This window comes from Sphingomonas sp. P4_G3, from assembly GCF_056401105.1.
The window spans coordinates 1,018,848-1,031,805 of sequence record NZ_JBFUJZ010000001.1 but is presented as its reverse complement, the minus strand read 5'-3'; the positions used below and the strand labels follow the sequence as shown (position 1 = coordinate 1,031,805).

The 12,958-nt window shown below is 64.5% G+C and carries 13 protein-coding genes; 2 read left to right on the top strand and 11 right to left on the bottom strand.

The features are described 5' to 3' along the window. Nucleotides 1–130: 130 nt before the first annotated feature. From lpdA to AC1DQQ_RS04780, 5 genes are read right to left on the bottom strand one after another with little or no spacing between them, the layout of a single operon-like run. Nucleotides 131–1,528 carry a dihydrolipoyl dehydrogenase gene (gene lpdA, locus AC1DQQ_RS04800; protein ID WP_478044401.1) on the bottom strand — a complete coding sequence of 466 codons (1,398 nt, stop codon included), beginning with the start codon at nucleotides 1,526–1,528 and terminating at the stop codon, nucleotides 131–133. A gap of 50 nt (nucleotides 1,529–1,578) precedes the next feature. After that, a complete protein-coding gene (locus tag AC1DQQ_RS04795) occupies nucleotides 1,579–1,959 on the bottom strand; it encodes an acyl-CoA thioesterase (RefSeq protein WP_478041953.1) in 381 nt (126 codons plus the stop codon). Next, nucleotides 1,956–2,291, bottom strand: a complete 336-nt coding sequence (locus AC1DQQ_RS04790) for an acyl-CoA thioesterase (RefSeq protein ID WP_066816801.1) — start codon at nucleotides 2,289–2,291, stop codon at nucleotides 1,956–1,958. The genes AC1DQQ_RS04795 and AC1DQQ_RS04790 overlap by 4 nt, the downstream gene beginning before the upstream one ends. A gap of 56 nt (nucleotides 2,292–2,347) precedes the next feature. Then, complete coding sequence (locus AC1DQQ_RS04785; protein ID WP_478041952.1) at nucleotides 2,348–2,560, bottom strand: hypothetical protein; 213 nt, start codon at nucleotides 2,558–2,560, stop codon at nucleotides 2,348–2,350. 10 nt (nucleotides 2,561–2,570) lie between these two features. Beyond that, the gene (locus tag AC1DQQ_RS04780) at nucleotides 2,571–3,860 is read right to left on the bottom strand and encodes a pyruvate dehydrogenase complex dihydrolipoamide acetyltransferase (protein WP_478041951.1); all 1,290 of its coding nucleotides are present in this window, start codon (nucleotides 3,858–3,860) and stop codon (nucleotides 2,571–2,573) included. A 142-nt stretch (nucleotides 3,861–4,002) separates the two neighbouring features. Here AC1DQQ_RS04780 and AC1DQQ_RS04775 point away from each other — a divergent pair, with 142 nt between their 5' ends. Continuing rightward, the gene (locus tag AC1DQQ_RS04775) at nucleotides 4,003–4,458 is read left to right on the top strand and encodes a universal stress protein (protein ID WP_478041950.1); all 456 of its coding nucleotides are present in this window, start codon (nucleotides 4,003–4,005) and stop codon (nucleotides 4,456–4,458) included. 14 nt (nucleotides 4,459–4,472) lie between these two features. Here the strand turns inward: AC1DQQ_RS04775 and AC1DQQ_RS04770 are convergent, their stop codons facing one another. Further along, complete coding sequence (locus tag AC1DQQ_RS04770) at nucleotides 4,473–4,661, bottom strand: hypothetical protein (RefSeq protein WP_478041949.1); 189 nt, start codon at nucleotides 4,659–4,661, stop codon at nucleotides 4,473–4,475. A gap of 162 nt (nucleotides 4,662–4,823) precedes the next feature. On the opposite strand from AC1DQQ_RS04770, the gene AC1DQQ_RS04765 reads away from it, so the two are divergent. Further along, nucleotides 4,824–6,119, top strand: a complete 1,296-nt coding sequence (locus tag AC1DQQ_RS04765; RefSeq protein ID WP_478041948.1) for a M20/M25/M40 family metallo-hydrolase — start codon at nucleotides 4,824–4,826, stop codon at nucleotides 6,117–6,119. Between the two features lie 41 nt (nucleotides 6,120–6,160). On the opposite strand, the gene AC1DQQ_RS04760 is transcribed toward AC1DQQ_RS04765, so the two are convergent. The 5 genes from AC1DQQ_RS04760 to AC1DQQ_RS04740 are packed head-to-tail and all read right to left on the bottom strand — an operon-like array spanning nucleotide 6,161 to nucleotide 12,754. After that, complete coding sequence (locus AC1DQQ_RS04760) at nucleotides 6,161–7,306, bottom strand: DSD1 family PLP-dependent enzyme (RefSeq protein WP_478041947.1); 1,146 nt, start codon at nucleotides 7,304–7,306, stop codon at nucleotides 6,161–6,163. A gap of 6 nt (nucleotides 7,307–7,312) precedes the next feature. After that, nucleotides 7,313–8,593 (bottom strand): D-arabinono-1,4-lactone oxidase, encoded by a 1,281-nt coding sequence (locus tag AC1DQQ_RS04755; RefSeq protein WP_478041946.1) that lies wholly within the window; start codon nucleotides 8,591–8,593, stop codon nucleotides 7,313–7,315. 24 nt (nucleotides 8,594–8,617) lie between these two features. Next, the gene (locus AC1DQQ_RS04750; protein WP_478041945.1) at nucleotides 8,618–9,307 is read right to left on the bottom strand and encodes a TetR/AcrR family transcriptional regulator; all 690 of its coding nucleotides are present in this window, start codon (nucleotides 9,305–9,307) and stop codon (nucleotides 8,618–8,620) included. Beyond that, a complete protein-coding gene (locus tag AC1DQQ_RS04745) occupies nucleotides 9,304–10,488 on the bottom strand; it encodes an MFS transporter (RefSeq protein ID WP_478041944.1) in 1,185 nt (394 codons plus the stop codon). The genes AC1DQQ_RS04750 and AC1DQQ_RS04745 overlap by 4 nt, the downstream gene beginning before the upstream one ends. 13 nt (nucleotides 10,489–10,501) lie before the next feature. Continuing rightward, nucleotides 10,502–12,754 carry a TonB-dependent receptor gene (locus AC1DQQ_RS04740; RefSeq protein ID WP_478044400.1) on the bottom strand — a complete coding sequence of 751 codons (2,253 nt, stop codon included), beginning with the start codon at nucleotides 12,752–12,754 and terminating at the stop codon, nucleotides 10,502–10,504. Between the last annotated feature and the right edge of the window lie 204 nt (nucleotides 12,755–12,958).

Genomic DNA, 12,958 nt, shown 5'->3' with positions numbered 1-12,958 from the left:
TCTACACAGATCAGCACATCGCGCGCGGCGACGCGACTCCCAGCGGAGGGTTTGAGCGCGACCTCGCCCCGGTTGATCCGCGACCGGATAGATGCGGCCGGTGGTAAGTTCGTCCGCAGGCCGGATCGCGTCAGATGTGCAGCGCTCGACCGTAAGCGCCGAGCACGCTCTCGTGCATCATCTCGCTCAAGGTCGGGTGCGGGAACACCGTTTCCATGAACTCGGCTTCGGTCAGTTCGCCGGTCTTGCCGATCGTGTAGCCCTGGATCAGCTCGGTCACTTCGGCGCCGATCATGTGCGCGCCCAGCAATTCGCCGGTCTTGGCATCGAACACCGTCTTCACGAAACCCTCGGCCTCGCCCAGCGCGATCGCCTTGCCATTGCCGATGAAGGGGAAGTTGCCGACCTTCACCTCATAGCCGGCTTCCTTGGCCTTGGCTTCGGTCAGGCCGACGCTGGCAATCTGCGGATGGCAGTAGGTACAGCCGGGGATGTTCAGCGGGTCCATCGCGTGCGGATGCTTGCCGGCGATCGCCTCGACCGCGATCACGCCTTCATGGCTCGCCTTGTGCGCCAGCCAGGGCGGCTGCGTGACGTCGCCGATCGCGTAGAGGCCATCGACATTGGTCTTGCACATTCCGTCGGTGACGATGTGGCCGCGGTCAGTCTTCACGCCCAATTCTTCCAGGCCGATATTCTCGGTGTTGGGCAGGATGCCGATCGCGACGATGACGTGGCTGAACTCGGCGGTCGTAACCTTGCCGTCCTTGTCCTTGATCGACGCCTTCACGCCGCTGGCAGTAACGTCGAGCTTGTCGACCCCCGCCTTGGTCATGATCGTCATGCCCTGCTTCTTGAGCGCTTTTTCGAGGAAAGCGGAAACGTCGGCGTCCTCGACCGGGACCACCCGGTCGAGCATCTCGACCACGGTAACGTCCGCACCCATGTCCTTGTAGAAGCTGGCGAACTCGATCCCGATCGCGCCCGAGCCGATGACCAGCAGCTTCGACGGCATTTCGCTCGGCGTCATGGCATGACGATAGGTCCAGATGCGCTTGCCGTCTGCCTTGGCGAACGGCAAGTCGCGGGCACGTGCGCCGGTCGCGACGATGATGTTCTTCGCGGTCAGCTCGGTCGTCTTGCCGTCCGCCGCGGTGACGGTCAGTTTGCCCTTCCCCGTCAGCTTGCCGGTGCCCATGTGGACGGTGATCTTGTTCTTTTTCATCAGGTGCGTGACGCCCTGATTGAGCTGTTTGGCGACACCGCGCGAGCGTTTCACTACCGCGTCGAGATCGGCGCTGATCTTGTCGGCGACCAGCCCGTAATCCTTGGCGTGCTGCATATAATGATAGATTTCGGCCGAGCGCAGCAGCGCCTTGGTCGGAATGCACCCCCAGTTGAGGCAGATGCCGCCGAGCAATTCGCGCTCGACGATAGCGGTCTTGAGCCCGAGCTGTGCCGCACGGATCGCCGCGACATAGCCGCCGGGCCCGGAGCCGAGGACGATGAGGTCATAGGTTTCAGCCACTGGGGAGGTCCTTGCTTAGTATCGAAGATTATATGGGAAGCGCGGAGGCATCAGACCATGTCCTGGCGAACATCACCAACGCCGACAAATACGAACCGCCCTTCCGCGACCTTAGCCATCGCCTCGCCATGACGGTCGCGCTTCCAGGCTTGGGTGGCGATGGTCAGCGAGGTACGCCCCTCGCCCACCACTTCGGCCCAGACAGACAATTCGTCGCCGATATCGGCGGGAGCCAGGAATTTGAAGCCGTCTGCGGCGACGACTGGCGCGCGCTTGCCGGTACGGCGCGAGGCTAGGCTGCCGCCGGCGAGCGACATCTGGCCGAACAGCCAGCCGACAAACGCGGTGCCATAGGGATTGGCGTCGGCGGCCATCACCGTCACGCGGATATCGGGCATGCGTTCGGGCGGAGAGACCGGCGCGCCGTTCATTCGACGATTACCGGCCGCGGTTTGCGATCCTGATCGATCGCGACGAACGTGAAGCGCGCTTCGGTCACCTTGCGGTGATCGTCGCGGTGGCGATCGCGCGCCCAGCATTCGACATCGATCGTCATCGAGGTGCGCCCGACCTTGGCCAGTTGCGCATAGACCGACACTTCGTCGCCGATATGGACCGGAGCGTGGAACTGCATGCCGTCCATCGCGATGGTGACGGCACGGCCGTGCGAGTGGCGCGCGGCGACCAGTCCGGCGGCGGAGTCCATCAGGCTCATCAGCCAGCCGCCGAAAATGTCGCCATAGGCATTGGCGTCGGCGGGCATCGCCGTGACCCGGATCGCGGGGTCACGCGCCGGCGGAGTGAACGAGGCAGAGGCGCTCACGCGTCGCGCCGCCCGGCGCGGTCGGCTCGCCACGAAAGGAGGAACGGCTTGAATCCGAAACCGATCACGAACGCCATCGCGACCAGGCCGATCGGCCAGATCGTCGCCGCACCCTGCGGATAGCCCCACGCCGCCGTCGCGGTGATGAGGTACGTCACGATCGCGCTGGCGACCATGTAACACGCCTCGGCAAGAGTCCGCGCGGACATCGTCCGTGCCTCAGGCAAGCATGCCGAGCGGTGCTTCGATCAGCGCCTTGAACGCCTGCATCAGCTCAGCGCCGTCGGCCCCGTCGATCGCACGATGATCGAAGCTGCCGGTCGCCGACATCACGGTGGCGACGCCCAGCGCATCGTCAACGATGTACGGGCGCTTCTCTCCAGCGCCAATCGCCATGATCATGCCCTGGGGCGGATTGATTACCGCCTCGAACTGCTTGATCCCGAACATGCCCATGTTCGAGATCGACGCGGTGCCGCCCTGATATTCCTCGGGTTTTAGCTTGTTGTCGCGGGCGCGCGTTGCGAGATCCTTCATCTCGGTCGAGATCGTCGCGACGCCCTTGGTATCGGCGTGGGTGATGATCGGCGTGATCAGACCCGAGGGTGTCGAGACCGCTACCGAAATATCCGCCCGCTGGAAGCTGATCAACTGGTCGGGCGTGAACATCACGTTGCACTTGGGCACCTGGATCAACGAGGCGGCGAGCGCCTTGATCAGCAGGTCGTTGACCGAGAGCTTCACGCCGCGCGACTCAAGACTCTTGTTGAGGTCGGCGCGCAGCTTGAGCAGCGCGTCGAGACGGATGTCGACCGTCAAATAGATGTGCGGGACCTGCTGCTTCGATTCGGTCAGGCGGCGCGCGATCGTCTTACGCACGTTCGACAGCTTGGTCGCCTCGTGCGGGATATCGGGGATCGCGGCGGGCTTGGCCGGTGCCGGCGCAGCCGCTGCCTCTGCCGGCGCGGCGGCTGCCGGGGCGGTGCCGGCCTTCGCACCCTCGACATCGGCGCGAACGATGCGGCCGTTGGGACCGGAGCCAGTCACCGATGCGATGTCGACGCCCTTTTCGGCAGCGACGCGGCGCGCGAGCGGGCTCGCCTTGACGCGGTCGCCCGCCGCAGCGGGCGCGGATGCTGGAGCAGGTGTCGCGGCTGGAGCTGCGGATGCAGGCACCGGCGACGGAGCGGGAGCAGCGTCAGCCTTCGGGGCTTCCGCTTTCGGCGCATCGGCCTTGGGGGCAGCCTTAGCGGCGGAGGCATCCTCACCCTCGACCGCAAGGATCGCGATGACCTGACCGACCTTCACATTGTCGGTGCCCTCGGGAACGACGATCTCGGCGATGACGCCTTCGTCGACGGCTTCGAACTCCATTGTCGCCTTGTCGGTTTCGATCTCGGCCATCAGGTCGCCCGACTTGACGGTGTCGCCGGCCTTGACCAGCCATTTCGCCAGCGTGCCCTCCTCCATGGTCGGTGAAAGCGCGGGCATCTTGATCTCGATGGGCATTCTGCGTCCTCTCGGGCGTCCTGGGGAGGCGGACTGTGAAGCGGCTCCTTCGCGCCCGGCACGCTTCGGGTCAAGACCGAGGTGCTTGCGCAGGCGTGCGTTCCGCGTCACCTATCGCACGAACGAGAGGAGCCGGGCGCGCATGCGCATCTATCTGGTGGTGGTCGACGACAGTCCCGAAGCCGAAGTCGCGTTGCGCTTTGCAGCGCGGCGCGCGGTCAAGACCGGCGGCGGCGTCGAGATCCTGTCGATCATGGAGCCACAGGAATTCATCGCCTTTGGCGGCGTCCAGGCGACGATCGAGGCCGAGGCCCGCCAGCACGCCGAAGCGATCATCGCCGGTGCCGCGGGTACGTTGTTCGAGGAATCGGGGCTGAAGCCGGCGATCACGCTCAAGCAAGGCGATGCGCCCAAGGTCATTCGCGAGGCGATCGAAGGCAATCCGGAAATCGCGGCATTGGTGCTGGGCGCAGCGCCGAGCGGATCGCCCGGGCCGTTGGTCAGCCACTTCGCGGGAAGCGAGGCGGGAACGCTGCCGGTCCCGATCATGGTGATTCCGGGCAGCCTGGATCGCGAGGCGATCGACCGCCTGAGCTAGGCGGCGCGACGTTCCTAACGAGCCGGCGGACGGATAATGATACCGTGGTCAAGGCGTTCGATTTCGACGCGATCGAGTTGTTCGATCAGGTCGGCGAACAAATTGTCATTCTCTATTGGGAAGTGGCGACTGAAACCGCTGCCCAGCACTTTAAGGTCGCGATCGGTCAAGAATCCGAACGCAACGACGCGTTCGGTGACCATGACGCGTACCTCCTGTTACAATAGCGAACGTATTAGAATCGCATTGGTGCCATCCGTTACAGAGGCGACGAATATTATTTATGCGCGCCACCTGGTTTCGGTGGTCGCTTGCCTAACCCCTTGGCACGGCGCAGTTACCAACCAACGAAAAGGGAGATAACAATGCGTAAAGCGCTGGTCGCCGTTCCATTTGCGCTGATCGCCGCCGCGCCGGCGGCCGAACAGCCCTCTACCGCCCAGCTCAAGGCAACCGTCACCGCGCTCGTCGCATTCGGCACCCGTCATTCGCTGTCGGATCCCGCCGATCCCAGGCGCGGTATCGGCGCGGCGCGCGCCTGGGCGAAAGCCCGGTTCGACGCGATCGGGGCGGCCTGCGGCGGATGCCTGACGAGCGAGACGATCGCGCGCAATTTCACCGGACCACGCGCGCCCAACGGCGTGAACATCGTCGACGTGCTGGGCATTCAGAAGGGCAGCGATCCAAGTCGTGTGATCATTGTCGGCGGGCATATCGATTCGATCGTCGGCGACGTCATGGATGCCAAGGCGGATGCGCCGGGCGCCAATGACGACGCATCGGGCGTCGCCGTCGTTCTGGAGGCAGCGCGTATCCTGTCGAAGCGGAAATTCCGCGCGACGATCGTCTATGCCGTGTTCTCCGGCGAGGAACAGGGATTGTGGGGCGGCAAGTTGCTCGCCGACACCGCCAAGGAGCGCGGCTGGCAGGTCACCGCAATGCTCAACAACGACATCGTTGGCAATTCGATCGGCAAGGACGGCGTGGTCGCCAACAAGAGCGTGCGCGTGTTCTCCGAAGGCATTCGCGACAGCGAGGATTTGAAAGCCGATCTCGCGCGACGGATGAACGGCGGCGAAGATGACGGCCCCAGCCGCGCACTGGCCAAGACGATCGACCAGGTCGCGGCGAGCATTCCCGGCGGGCTCGACGCGTTCATCGTGCGGCGACCGGACCGGTTCGGGCGCGGCGGTGATCACTTGCCCTTTCTAGAACTCGGCTACCCGGCGGTGCGCTTCACTGTCGCCGCCGAGCGCTGGGACGGACAGCACCAATATGTCCGGACCGAGAACGGCGTCGCTTATGGCGACACGATCGACAAGATGGACTTCGCCTATCTGGCCAAGGTGGCGGCGATCAACATCGCGACGATCCGCCGGCTCGCCGCCGCGCCTGCCGCGCCGGAAGGCGTGACTGTCCAGGGCGCCTTGTCGCGCGACACGACGGTGCGCTGGCAGCCGGTCGACGGTGCGGTGAAATATCGCGTGCACTGGCGCCGCGCCGACACACAGAATTGGACGACGAGCCGGGATGTTGCCGGCGCCACCGAATTGGTGCTGAAGAACGTCCCGATCGACGATAATTTCGTCGGCGTGTCGGCAGTGGCCGCCGACGGGTCGGAAAGTCTGGTGACGTTCGCCGGGCCTGCGCCGCGGCGGTAAGCAGAGCGCGCGGCACCTCTCCCCGCGCCGGACGATTTAAGTCACCGCGACCGCCCTCGCCCCGAAACTGGCCAGATAGCATCGAGCGTCTGGCCACGCACGACATGGTAATTGTCGTACAGGTTGACTGTCGGGTCGCAGTGCGGCGTGCGGAGGGAGACGCGATCACCGAGCGCGAGCGAGCCTGGCAGGGTCAGGACCGCGCCATGTTCGTCGCCCATCAGGAAGAAGCGCGCGCCGTCGGGAGCCCCGGTTTCCACCGAGGGTAGCGGCGCATCGGTCGCCATCGACTTGATCCCGGCGTCGAGCGTGAAGAGACCCGGCGTATTGGCGCTGATCACGCTGGTGTCGATCATCAGCGACGTGTCGAACGGGATCGGCGCGCCCTCTTCCCCGGTCAGATCGCAGGCGAGATATTCGTCGTCCATGAAAATGTACGAACCGACCTGGAGTTCAGTGAAGATGCCGAGGCCGGCATCGATGCGGTGCGTCCCCGTCCCGCCCCCGGTGACGATCTCCGGCGCGCCGCCGGCTTCGGTCAGCGCGGCGATGACGGTGCGGAGATAGTCGGCGCGCTCGCGCATCGCCGTTTCGCGCTCGGCATAGGCATGGATATGCTGGTGCGAGCCGCAATAGAATTGCACGCCGCGATAGACCAGCGCGGGTAGCGCGCGGATCGTCTCGAACAGTTCGACCGCGGTCTCGGGCGAGGCAACGCCGGTGCGGTGGATGCCGGGATCGACGTCGATGATCACCGACAATTTGGCGTCCCCTGCCCGCTCGACCGCCTGCGCGACGGCGCGCGCATTGTCGGGGTTGTCGACCACGGTCATCAGCTCCGCCGACCGCAGGTTGAGCGCTGCGAGCCGATCGACCGCAGGCGCCGGCACGACCGGCGACGTGATATGCAGCCCGGTGATGCCACCATCGGCCAGCGCTTCGGCCTCGCCGATCTTGGCGCAGCACAGCCCGATTGCGCCTGCCGCTATCTGGCGCTTGGCGATGTCGACGCTCTTGTGCGTCTTGGCGTGCGGGCGGAGCTTGAGTCCGTGAGCGGCCGCGAACATCGCCATCCGGGAGATATTGCTGTCCAGCCGGTCAAGATCGAGCACCAGCACCGGTGTGTTGAGATCATGGCGCGAACCCTGGCGGCCGATCAGATGGGCATGCAGTTCCTGGTCGTTCACAGTGGGTCAGCTCCGGACGGGAGGGGTCAGGCCGAACAGGCGCGCAAGGTCGTCATTGACGAACTTCTGGCCCGGATCGACGGTTTCGCGGACGCGCAGGAAATCGCCGGTGCGCGGATAGAGCCGCGCGACATCGTCGGCGGTCATGGTGTGGCGCTTGGCCCAGTGCGGGCGGCCGCCCGAGCTGCGCAGCACGGCCTCCATTTCGGTGAACAGATCGCGCCACGGCATCTTCGCATATTGGTGGAACGAGATGGAAGCGGCCGGGCCGGCGTGGAATGGGCTCATCCAGATGTCGTCGCCCGCGGTCAGGCGGAATTCGAATGGGAAAGCGACCGGCAGCTTGCGGCGGCGGATATAGGCGATCGCTTCCATCAGCGTCGGCAGCCCAGCAGCGCGCGGCACTTCATATTCCATTTCCTCGAACCGGATCGTGCGGTCGGACGGAAAGACGCGCCAGGCGGGCCCGACACGCTGGGTCGGCTTGGCGCTCATCTTCATCATGAAGCGCTGCAGCATGGGGATCAGCCTGGGCACACGCCGCCCGATTTCGCAGATATTGCGAAAGATCGATTCGTCGATGTCGGTGGTATGCTTGAGATCGCCGCTACCCTCGACCGGATGCAGCGTCTTGAAGATCACGTAATCGGCATAAGGGAAGACGAAGAACTCGAAATGGCGCGTGGCGGCGCCGAGTTCCTCCCAGCGCTCGGCCATTTCGGCAAGCGGGCGGCGTTCGATCCGCTCCTCGAGATAATAAGCCGGCAGGACGTTGATGCGGATCCGCGTGGCGACTCCGAACAGGCCGAGCGACAGGCGCTGCGCCTGATAGAGATCGGGATTTTGGTCGGGGCCGCATTCGACCAGGCTGCCATCGGCCAGCATCAGTTCGAAACCGCAGGCCTGAGTTGATAGGCTGCCGAGTTCGGCCCCAGTGCCGTGGGTGCCGGTAGCAGTGGCGCCGGCCAGGGACTGCGGGTTGATGTCGCCCTGATTGATCAGCGAAAGCCCCTCGGCCCATAATGCTTCGGTCAAGCGGTCGAGTCCCCAGCCGGCGGGTACCCAGGCGGTGCGGCGGTCAGACGCGATGTCGATCCCACCTTCGTAATCGCCCATGCTGAGCAAGGTGCCGGACGTCTCGCACAGCGGCATGAACGAATGACCGGCGCCGGTCACACGCACTTTGTCGGCCGCCTGGATCAGGCCCGCCAGTTCGGCACGGGTCTTTGGGCGCTCTATGCGCTGCGGACGAGCGGCGACGCTGCCCGACCAATTGTGCCAATCCATGCCTGCTCTCTCCATGGGCAGCGGTCAGTCGAAATGCTCGAGATAGCGTGCGAACATCAGGCACACTTCGCGGTTGATGATATCGGCGTCGCGGTCAGGTTCCTCGACGACCATCTCGCTTGCCGAGTAACCGAGCTCGACGATCAGGCGGCAGGCGACCTGCACCCGCCGCTCATCGCTATTGGGATATTGTCGGCGCAGCGTTTCGGCGAACGCGCTCGCCACCATGTCGCGCGAGCGGATGCGCAGATCGTTGAGCAAAGGTACCGCGCGCAACGCGCGGCCGATCGCGATGCCGCCGGGGAATTCGCGGTGGACCGCAACCATCCGCTCCTGGATCGCGATGCTCTTGGCCAGCCGTTCCTCGAACGTCGCGCCGGTCAGGCCGCCCTCGGCGACCCAGACGAGCACCTCATCGTCCTGCGCGCGCATCAGGCGGTCGCCAAGCTCCTTCAGCACCGCATATTTGTTGGGGAAATAGCGATAGAGCGCGGGCGGGGTCAGCCCGGCCCGCTGGCAGATCAGATTGGTGGTGAGCTGTTCGAAGCCGATCTCGCGCAGCAATTGCCCGGCGACGTCGAGGATCAGTTCAAACGTGTCCTGGCCACGCGCCTGGATCGGGCGATGCTTGGTCGCGAGTGGGATCGCTCGGCGGCGGCGCTTGCCGCCGGCAGTCTTGGCGGCAGGATCGGAAGGCGAAGATGCTGTGGTCATGCGGCGAGGGAGTGGCTTTTGGCCCGGACAAAGTACAGCAGCATGACAATGACGAGCGATGTCGCGAGGAGGCCGATGCCGAGGATCAGGCTTTGCCGTACATCCGCCTCACCGACGAACAGCGACGCCAGGAACGGGCCGGCGCTGCAGCCGAGCAGCGCCGCACCCGATCCGAACATCGCCGCGCGCCGCGTCGGGTCCGCTTCAATCGCCAGCGGCGTGAAGAAGGGCGAAGCGAACATCCACAGGAAGCCGAACATCGCCGACACGGTCAGGAAAATCGTGACGCCGGGCAGATAGGCGAAGACGACCATCGCCGCGCCCATGCCGAGCAGCGAGACGGCCAAGGTCGGTGCTGTCGGCAGACGTCCGGCCGCGAAGGTGGCGACCAATCCGCCCGCGACCTGCGCGCCGAGCGACAGCGCCATCGCCAGACCCGCAGTACCCGCGGGATGCCCCGACTGCCGCGACAATGGCTCGACATAGATCCACACCGCCAGAATGCCGGCATTGAACGCGAAGGCGGCGGCGAGCGCGACCAGCCCGCGCGTGCTCAGCCGCCCGGTCGGCTCATCAGGATCGACCGGCAGCACCGCCAGGCTGTTGGGCACCACCAGTCCGGCGAGCCCGGTCGCAATCCCGATAGCGGCCAACACCGCGAACCCCACTCCCACGCCCGCAGCTCCTTCGACCAAAGCGCCTAGCACCGCGACGATCACGGCTTGCGCCAGCGTCTGGACGGTCAGGTAGATCGCCGCCCAACGATCGGGTCGCGCCGAGCGCACGATCATCGCGGTCATCAGCCAGATCAGCGCGCCGCTTGGGATGCCGTTGAGGCCGCGGACGAGGACTACGGTCCAGCCATCGACGACGATCGATAATGCGTTGAGCCCGGCCATCGCTAGCCCGCACAGGATCGTCAACAACCGTAGGTTCCTGATGCCGTAGAGCGGTCCGGTCAGTCCTGCCGCCACACCCATCGCCAGCAATTCGGCGGTCCCCGCCTGGCCGAGTTGCGCCGGGCTGATCCGGCCGGATGCTTCGAGCCCACCGAGCAGCAACGGGCCAACCCCGGCAAACAGGATGCCCGCGACGCCCGCGAACAAGATGGCGCCGATCTGTGCCGCGCCAGGGCGCGGGCCGATCCAGCCATAATCGCTCTCGCTGGCGATGACGGTCATCCCGGCACTCCCCTCAGTAATGCGCGCGGAGATAGAGGCCGTAAGTGCGCGGCGGCCCGACGCTGACGACATCGAAGCCCAGGCTCGCGATCGGCGTGATGTCTGAGATGTTGGTCTCCCCGAAGATGTTCTTACCCCACACGCCGATCTCGAGCTTGTCGCGAACGAGCTGCACGCCCAGTCGCCCATCGACATAGACCCTGGCTTGGTCGCTCAATCGCGGCGTGTTGGCGGTATCGAAGAACACCTTGCTGCGATAGCTCGCGCTGACATTCGCGACGATCGCACCGAACGATACCGGCTGGGTATAATCCACCGCAGTCTGGACACTGATCTTGGGTGCCGACGGCAATGTGTTGCCCGAATAATCGGCGCCAGCCGACACGAAGTTTCGGTAGGTCGCGTTGAGATAGGCCGCGTTCATCGAAATGGTCAGGCCACGCGCCGGCGTGGCCTCGAGTTCGAGTTCGCCGCCGTACATGCGCGCGGCGGACGCGTTGGTGAACAGCTGGCGCGTGATGAAGCCATCGATCACCGTCGTGTACACCTGAAGGTTCTGATAATCGTAATAGAAGGCAGCCAGGTTGGCGCGCAAAGTGTGGTGGAGCAATTCGGCCTTCAGGCCGGCTTCATAGGCATTGACGGTCTCGTCCTTATACGGCCCGATATCGGCGATATTGCCGGTCTGACCGCTGAAGAAGCCGCCGCTTTTCGTCCCGCGGCTATAGCTCGCATAGGCGTTCACATCGGGCGTGAAGCGATATTGCAGCCCGAATTTGCCCGACACGGAATCGAAGGTCTTCGAGCCATCGAAGGTGAAGAACGGTGTGCCGGTGTTCGTCTCTCCGCTAAAATAGTGGAAATCCTTGTGATCGGCCGAATAGCGCAGGCCCACGGTTGCGGTCAGCCGGCTGGTCAGATCGTAATCGAGCTGGCCGAACGCGGCATAGCTGTCGGTCTTCTGCGCCAGCGGCCAGACGAAACGCCCAATTCCCGATAGGGGGTCGGCGGGCAGGATCGCCAGCACGTCATAAGCCGAATTGTTGGTCAGGTCGTCATGGGCGTAATAAAGCCCGAACACGTAACGCAGCGCCGGCTTGCCGCTCGATTGCAGGCGCAATTCCTGGCTGAACGTGTTCTGCCGCGCGATATAGCTGGCGGTAATCACCGGCAGCGGGTTGGCGTCGGTCTCTTCCTGGTCGTTACGCTTGGCATGCTGATAGCCGGTCACCGCGACAATGTCGGCCGCGCCGAGATTGATGGTCAGCGTGTTGGCGACGGTGAAGAGGTTGACCCGATCCTTCCCCTCGAAGCTGTAATCGCCCTCATAGAGGTTCTTGCTGGCATTGGCGTAGCCGAGCACGTTGGTGCAGTTCGCAGTGCCATAATAAGCCGGCGCGCAAAGGCCGTCGGGGCCAGCAACGTCCGGGCTGACCGGGAACAGGGTGCGGTTATAGGCCCAGATCGACCCGCCGCGAGACTTGCCGATGGTAACGACCAGATCGTCGGTGATCGAACTCGACGGGGTGAAATGGACGCTGCCACGTACCGCCCAGCGATCGGCGTTGTTGCCGCGATTGCCGGTCAGCCGGTTGACCGAATAGCCATCGTCGCGCTGGTAGATGCCGGCGACGCGCACCGAGAGCAGGTCCTTGGCTAGCGGCAGGCTGACTCCGCCCTGGAGGTTGACCGAGTTGAACCGGCCATATTCGGCCAGGAAATCGGCTTCGACATCGTTGCCCGGCTTGCGGCTGGTGACGTTGACCGCGCCACCCGTGGTGTTGCGGCCGTAGAGCGTACCCTGGGGCCCGCGCAGAACCTCGGCCTGTTGCAGGTCGAAGAACGCGAAGCGCTGCGCCAGCGGCGAGCCGACATAAACGCCATCGGCATAGATGCCGACCGCGCTGGCGGTTGCCGGGTTGAAGTCGTTGACGCCGACGCCGCGGATGAAGATGCGCGGATTGGCGCCGTTATCGTCCGATTTGATCTGAAGACCCGGAGTTGCATTCGACAAATCGACGAGGTCGAGGATGCGCTTGTTCTCGAGCGTCTTGCCGGTCACCGCACTGACCGCGACCGGCACATCCTGGAGATTTTCGGCGCGCTTCTGTGCCGTGACGATGATGTCGTCGACCCGCGGCGCATTATCGTCGGGAGGCGTGGTTGCCGCCGCCGGAGGATTGCCGGGCGGCGTGTCCTGCGCCGATGCCGATCCGACCCATGCAAGGGCCGCAAGCGAAACTCCAACCCCGACTGCTCGACGCATAACCACTCCTTTTCGAGTGAGGATGCCTAACGGTAGCATGAACTATCGTAACTGCAAGACGGATGCCCCAACGGAGGATTTTCTTTGCAATACGTAATGTTACGGATGCTTATTGAGGGCCGGAGGCAGATCTCATGCGAACGAAATTGCCGCCAACGCACCAGAAAAGCTCATGAAATGACGGTTTTGCGACTCGCCTAAGCC

Excerpts from the sequence above, each read along its gene's own strand:
- AC1DQQ_RS04770 (WP_478041949.1), bottom strand. The coding sequence starts at position 4,661 with ATGGTCACCGAACGCGTCGTTGCGTTCGGATTCTTGACCGATCGCGAC.
- AC1DQQ_RS04775 (WP_478041950.1), top strand. The coding sequence starts at position 4,003 with ATGCGCATCTATCTGGTGGTGGTCGACGACAGTCCCGAAGCCGAAGTC.
- AC1DQQ_RS04745 (WP_478041944.1), bottom strand. The coding sequence starts at position 10,488 with ATGACCGTCATCGCCAGCGAGAGCGATTATGGCTGGATCGGCCCGCGC.
- AC1DQQ_RS04765 (WP_478041948.1), top strand. The coding sequence starts at position 4,824 with ATGCGTAAAGCGCTGGTCGCCGTTCCATTTGCGCTGATCGCCGCCGCG.
- AC1DQQ_RS04790 (WP_066816801.1), bottom strand. The coding sequence starts at position 2,291 with ATGCCCGCCGACGCCAATGCCTATGGCGACATTTTCGGCGGCTGGCTG.
- AC1DQQ_RS04795 (WP_478041953.1), bottom strand. The coding sequence starts at position 1,959 with ATGAACGGCGCGCCGGTCTCTCCGCCCGAACGCATGCCCGATATCCGC.
- AC1DQQ_RS04750 (WP_478041945.1), bottom strand. The coding sequence starts at position 9,307 with ATGACCACAGCATCTTCGCCTTCCGATCCTGCCGCCAAGACTGCCGGC.
- AC1DQQ_RS04785 (WP_478041952.1), bottom strand. The coding sequence starts at position 2,560 with ATGTCCGCGCGGACTCTTGCCGAGGCGTGTTACATGGTCGCCAGCGCG.
- AC1DQQ_RS04740 (WP_478044400.1), bottom strand. The coding sequence starts at position 12,754 with ATGCGTCGAGCAGTCGGGGTTGGAGTTTCGCTTGCGGCCCTTGCATGG.
- AC1DQQ_RS04755 (WP_478041946.1), bottom strand. The coding sequence starts at position 8,593 with ATGGATTGGCACAATTGGTCGGGCAGCGTCGCCGCTCGTCCGCAGCGC.
- AC1DQQ_RS04780 (WP_478041951.1), bottom strand. The coding sequence starts at position 3,860 with ATGCCCATCGAGATCAAGATGCCCGCGCTTTCACCGACCATGGAGGAG.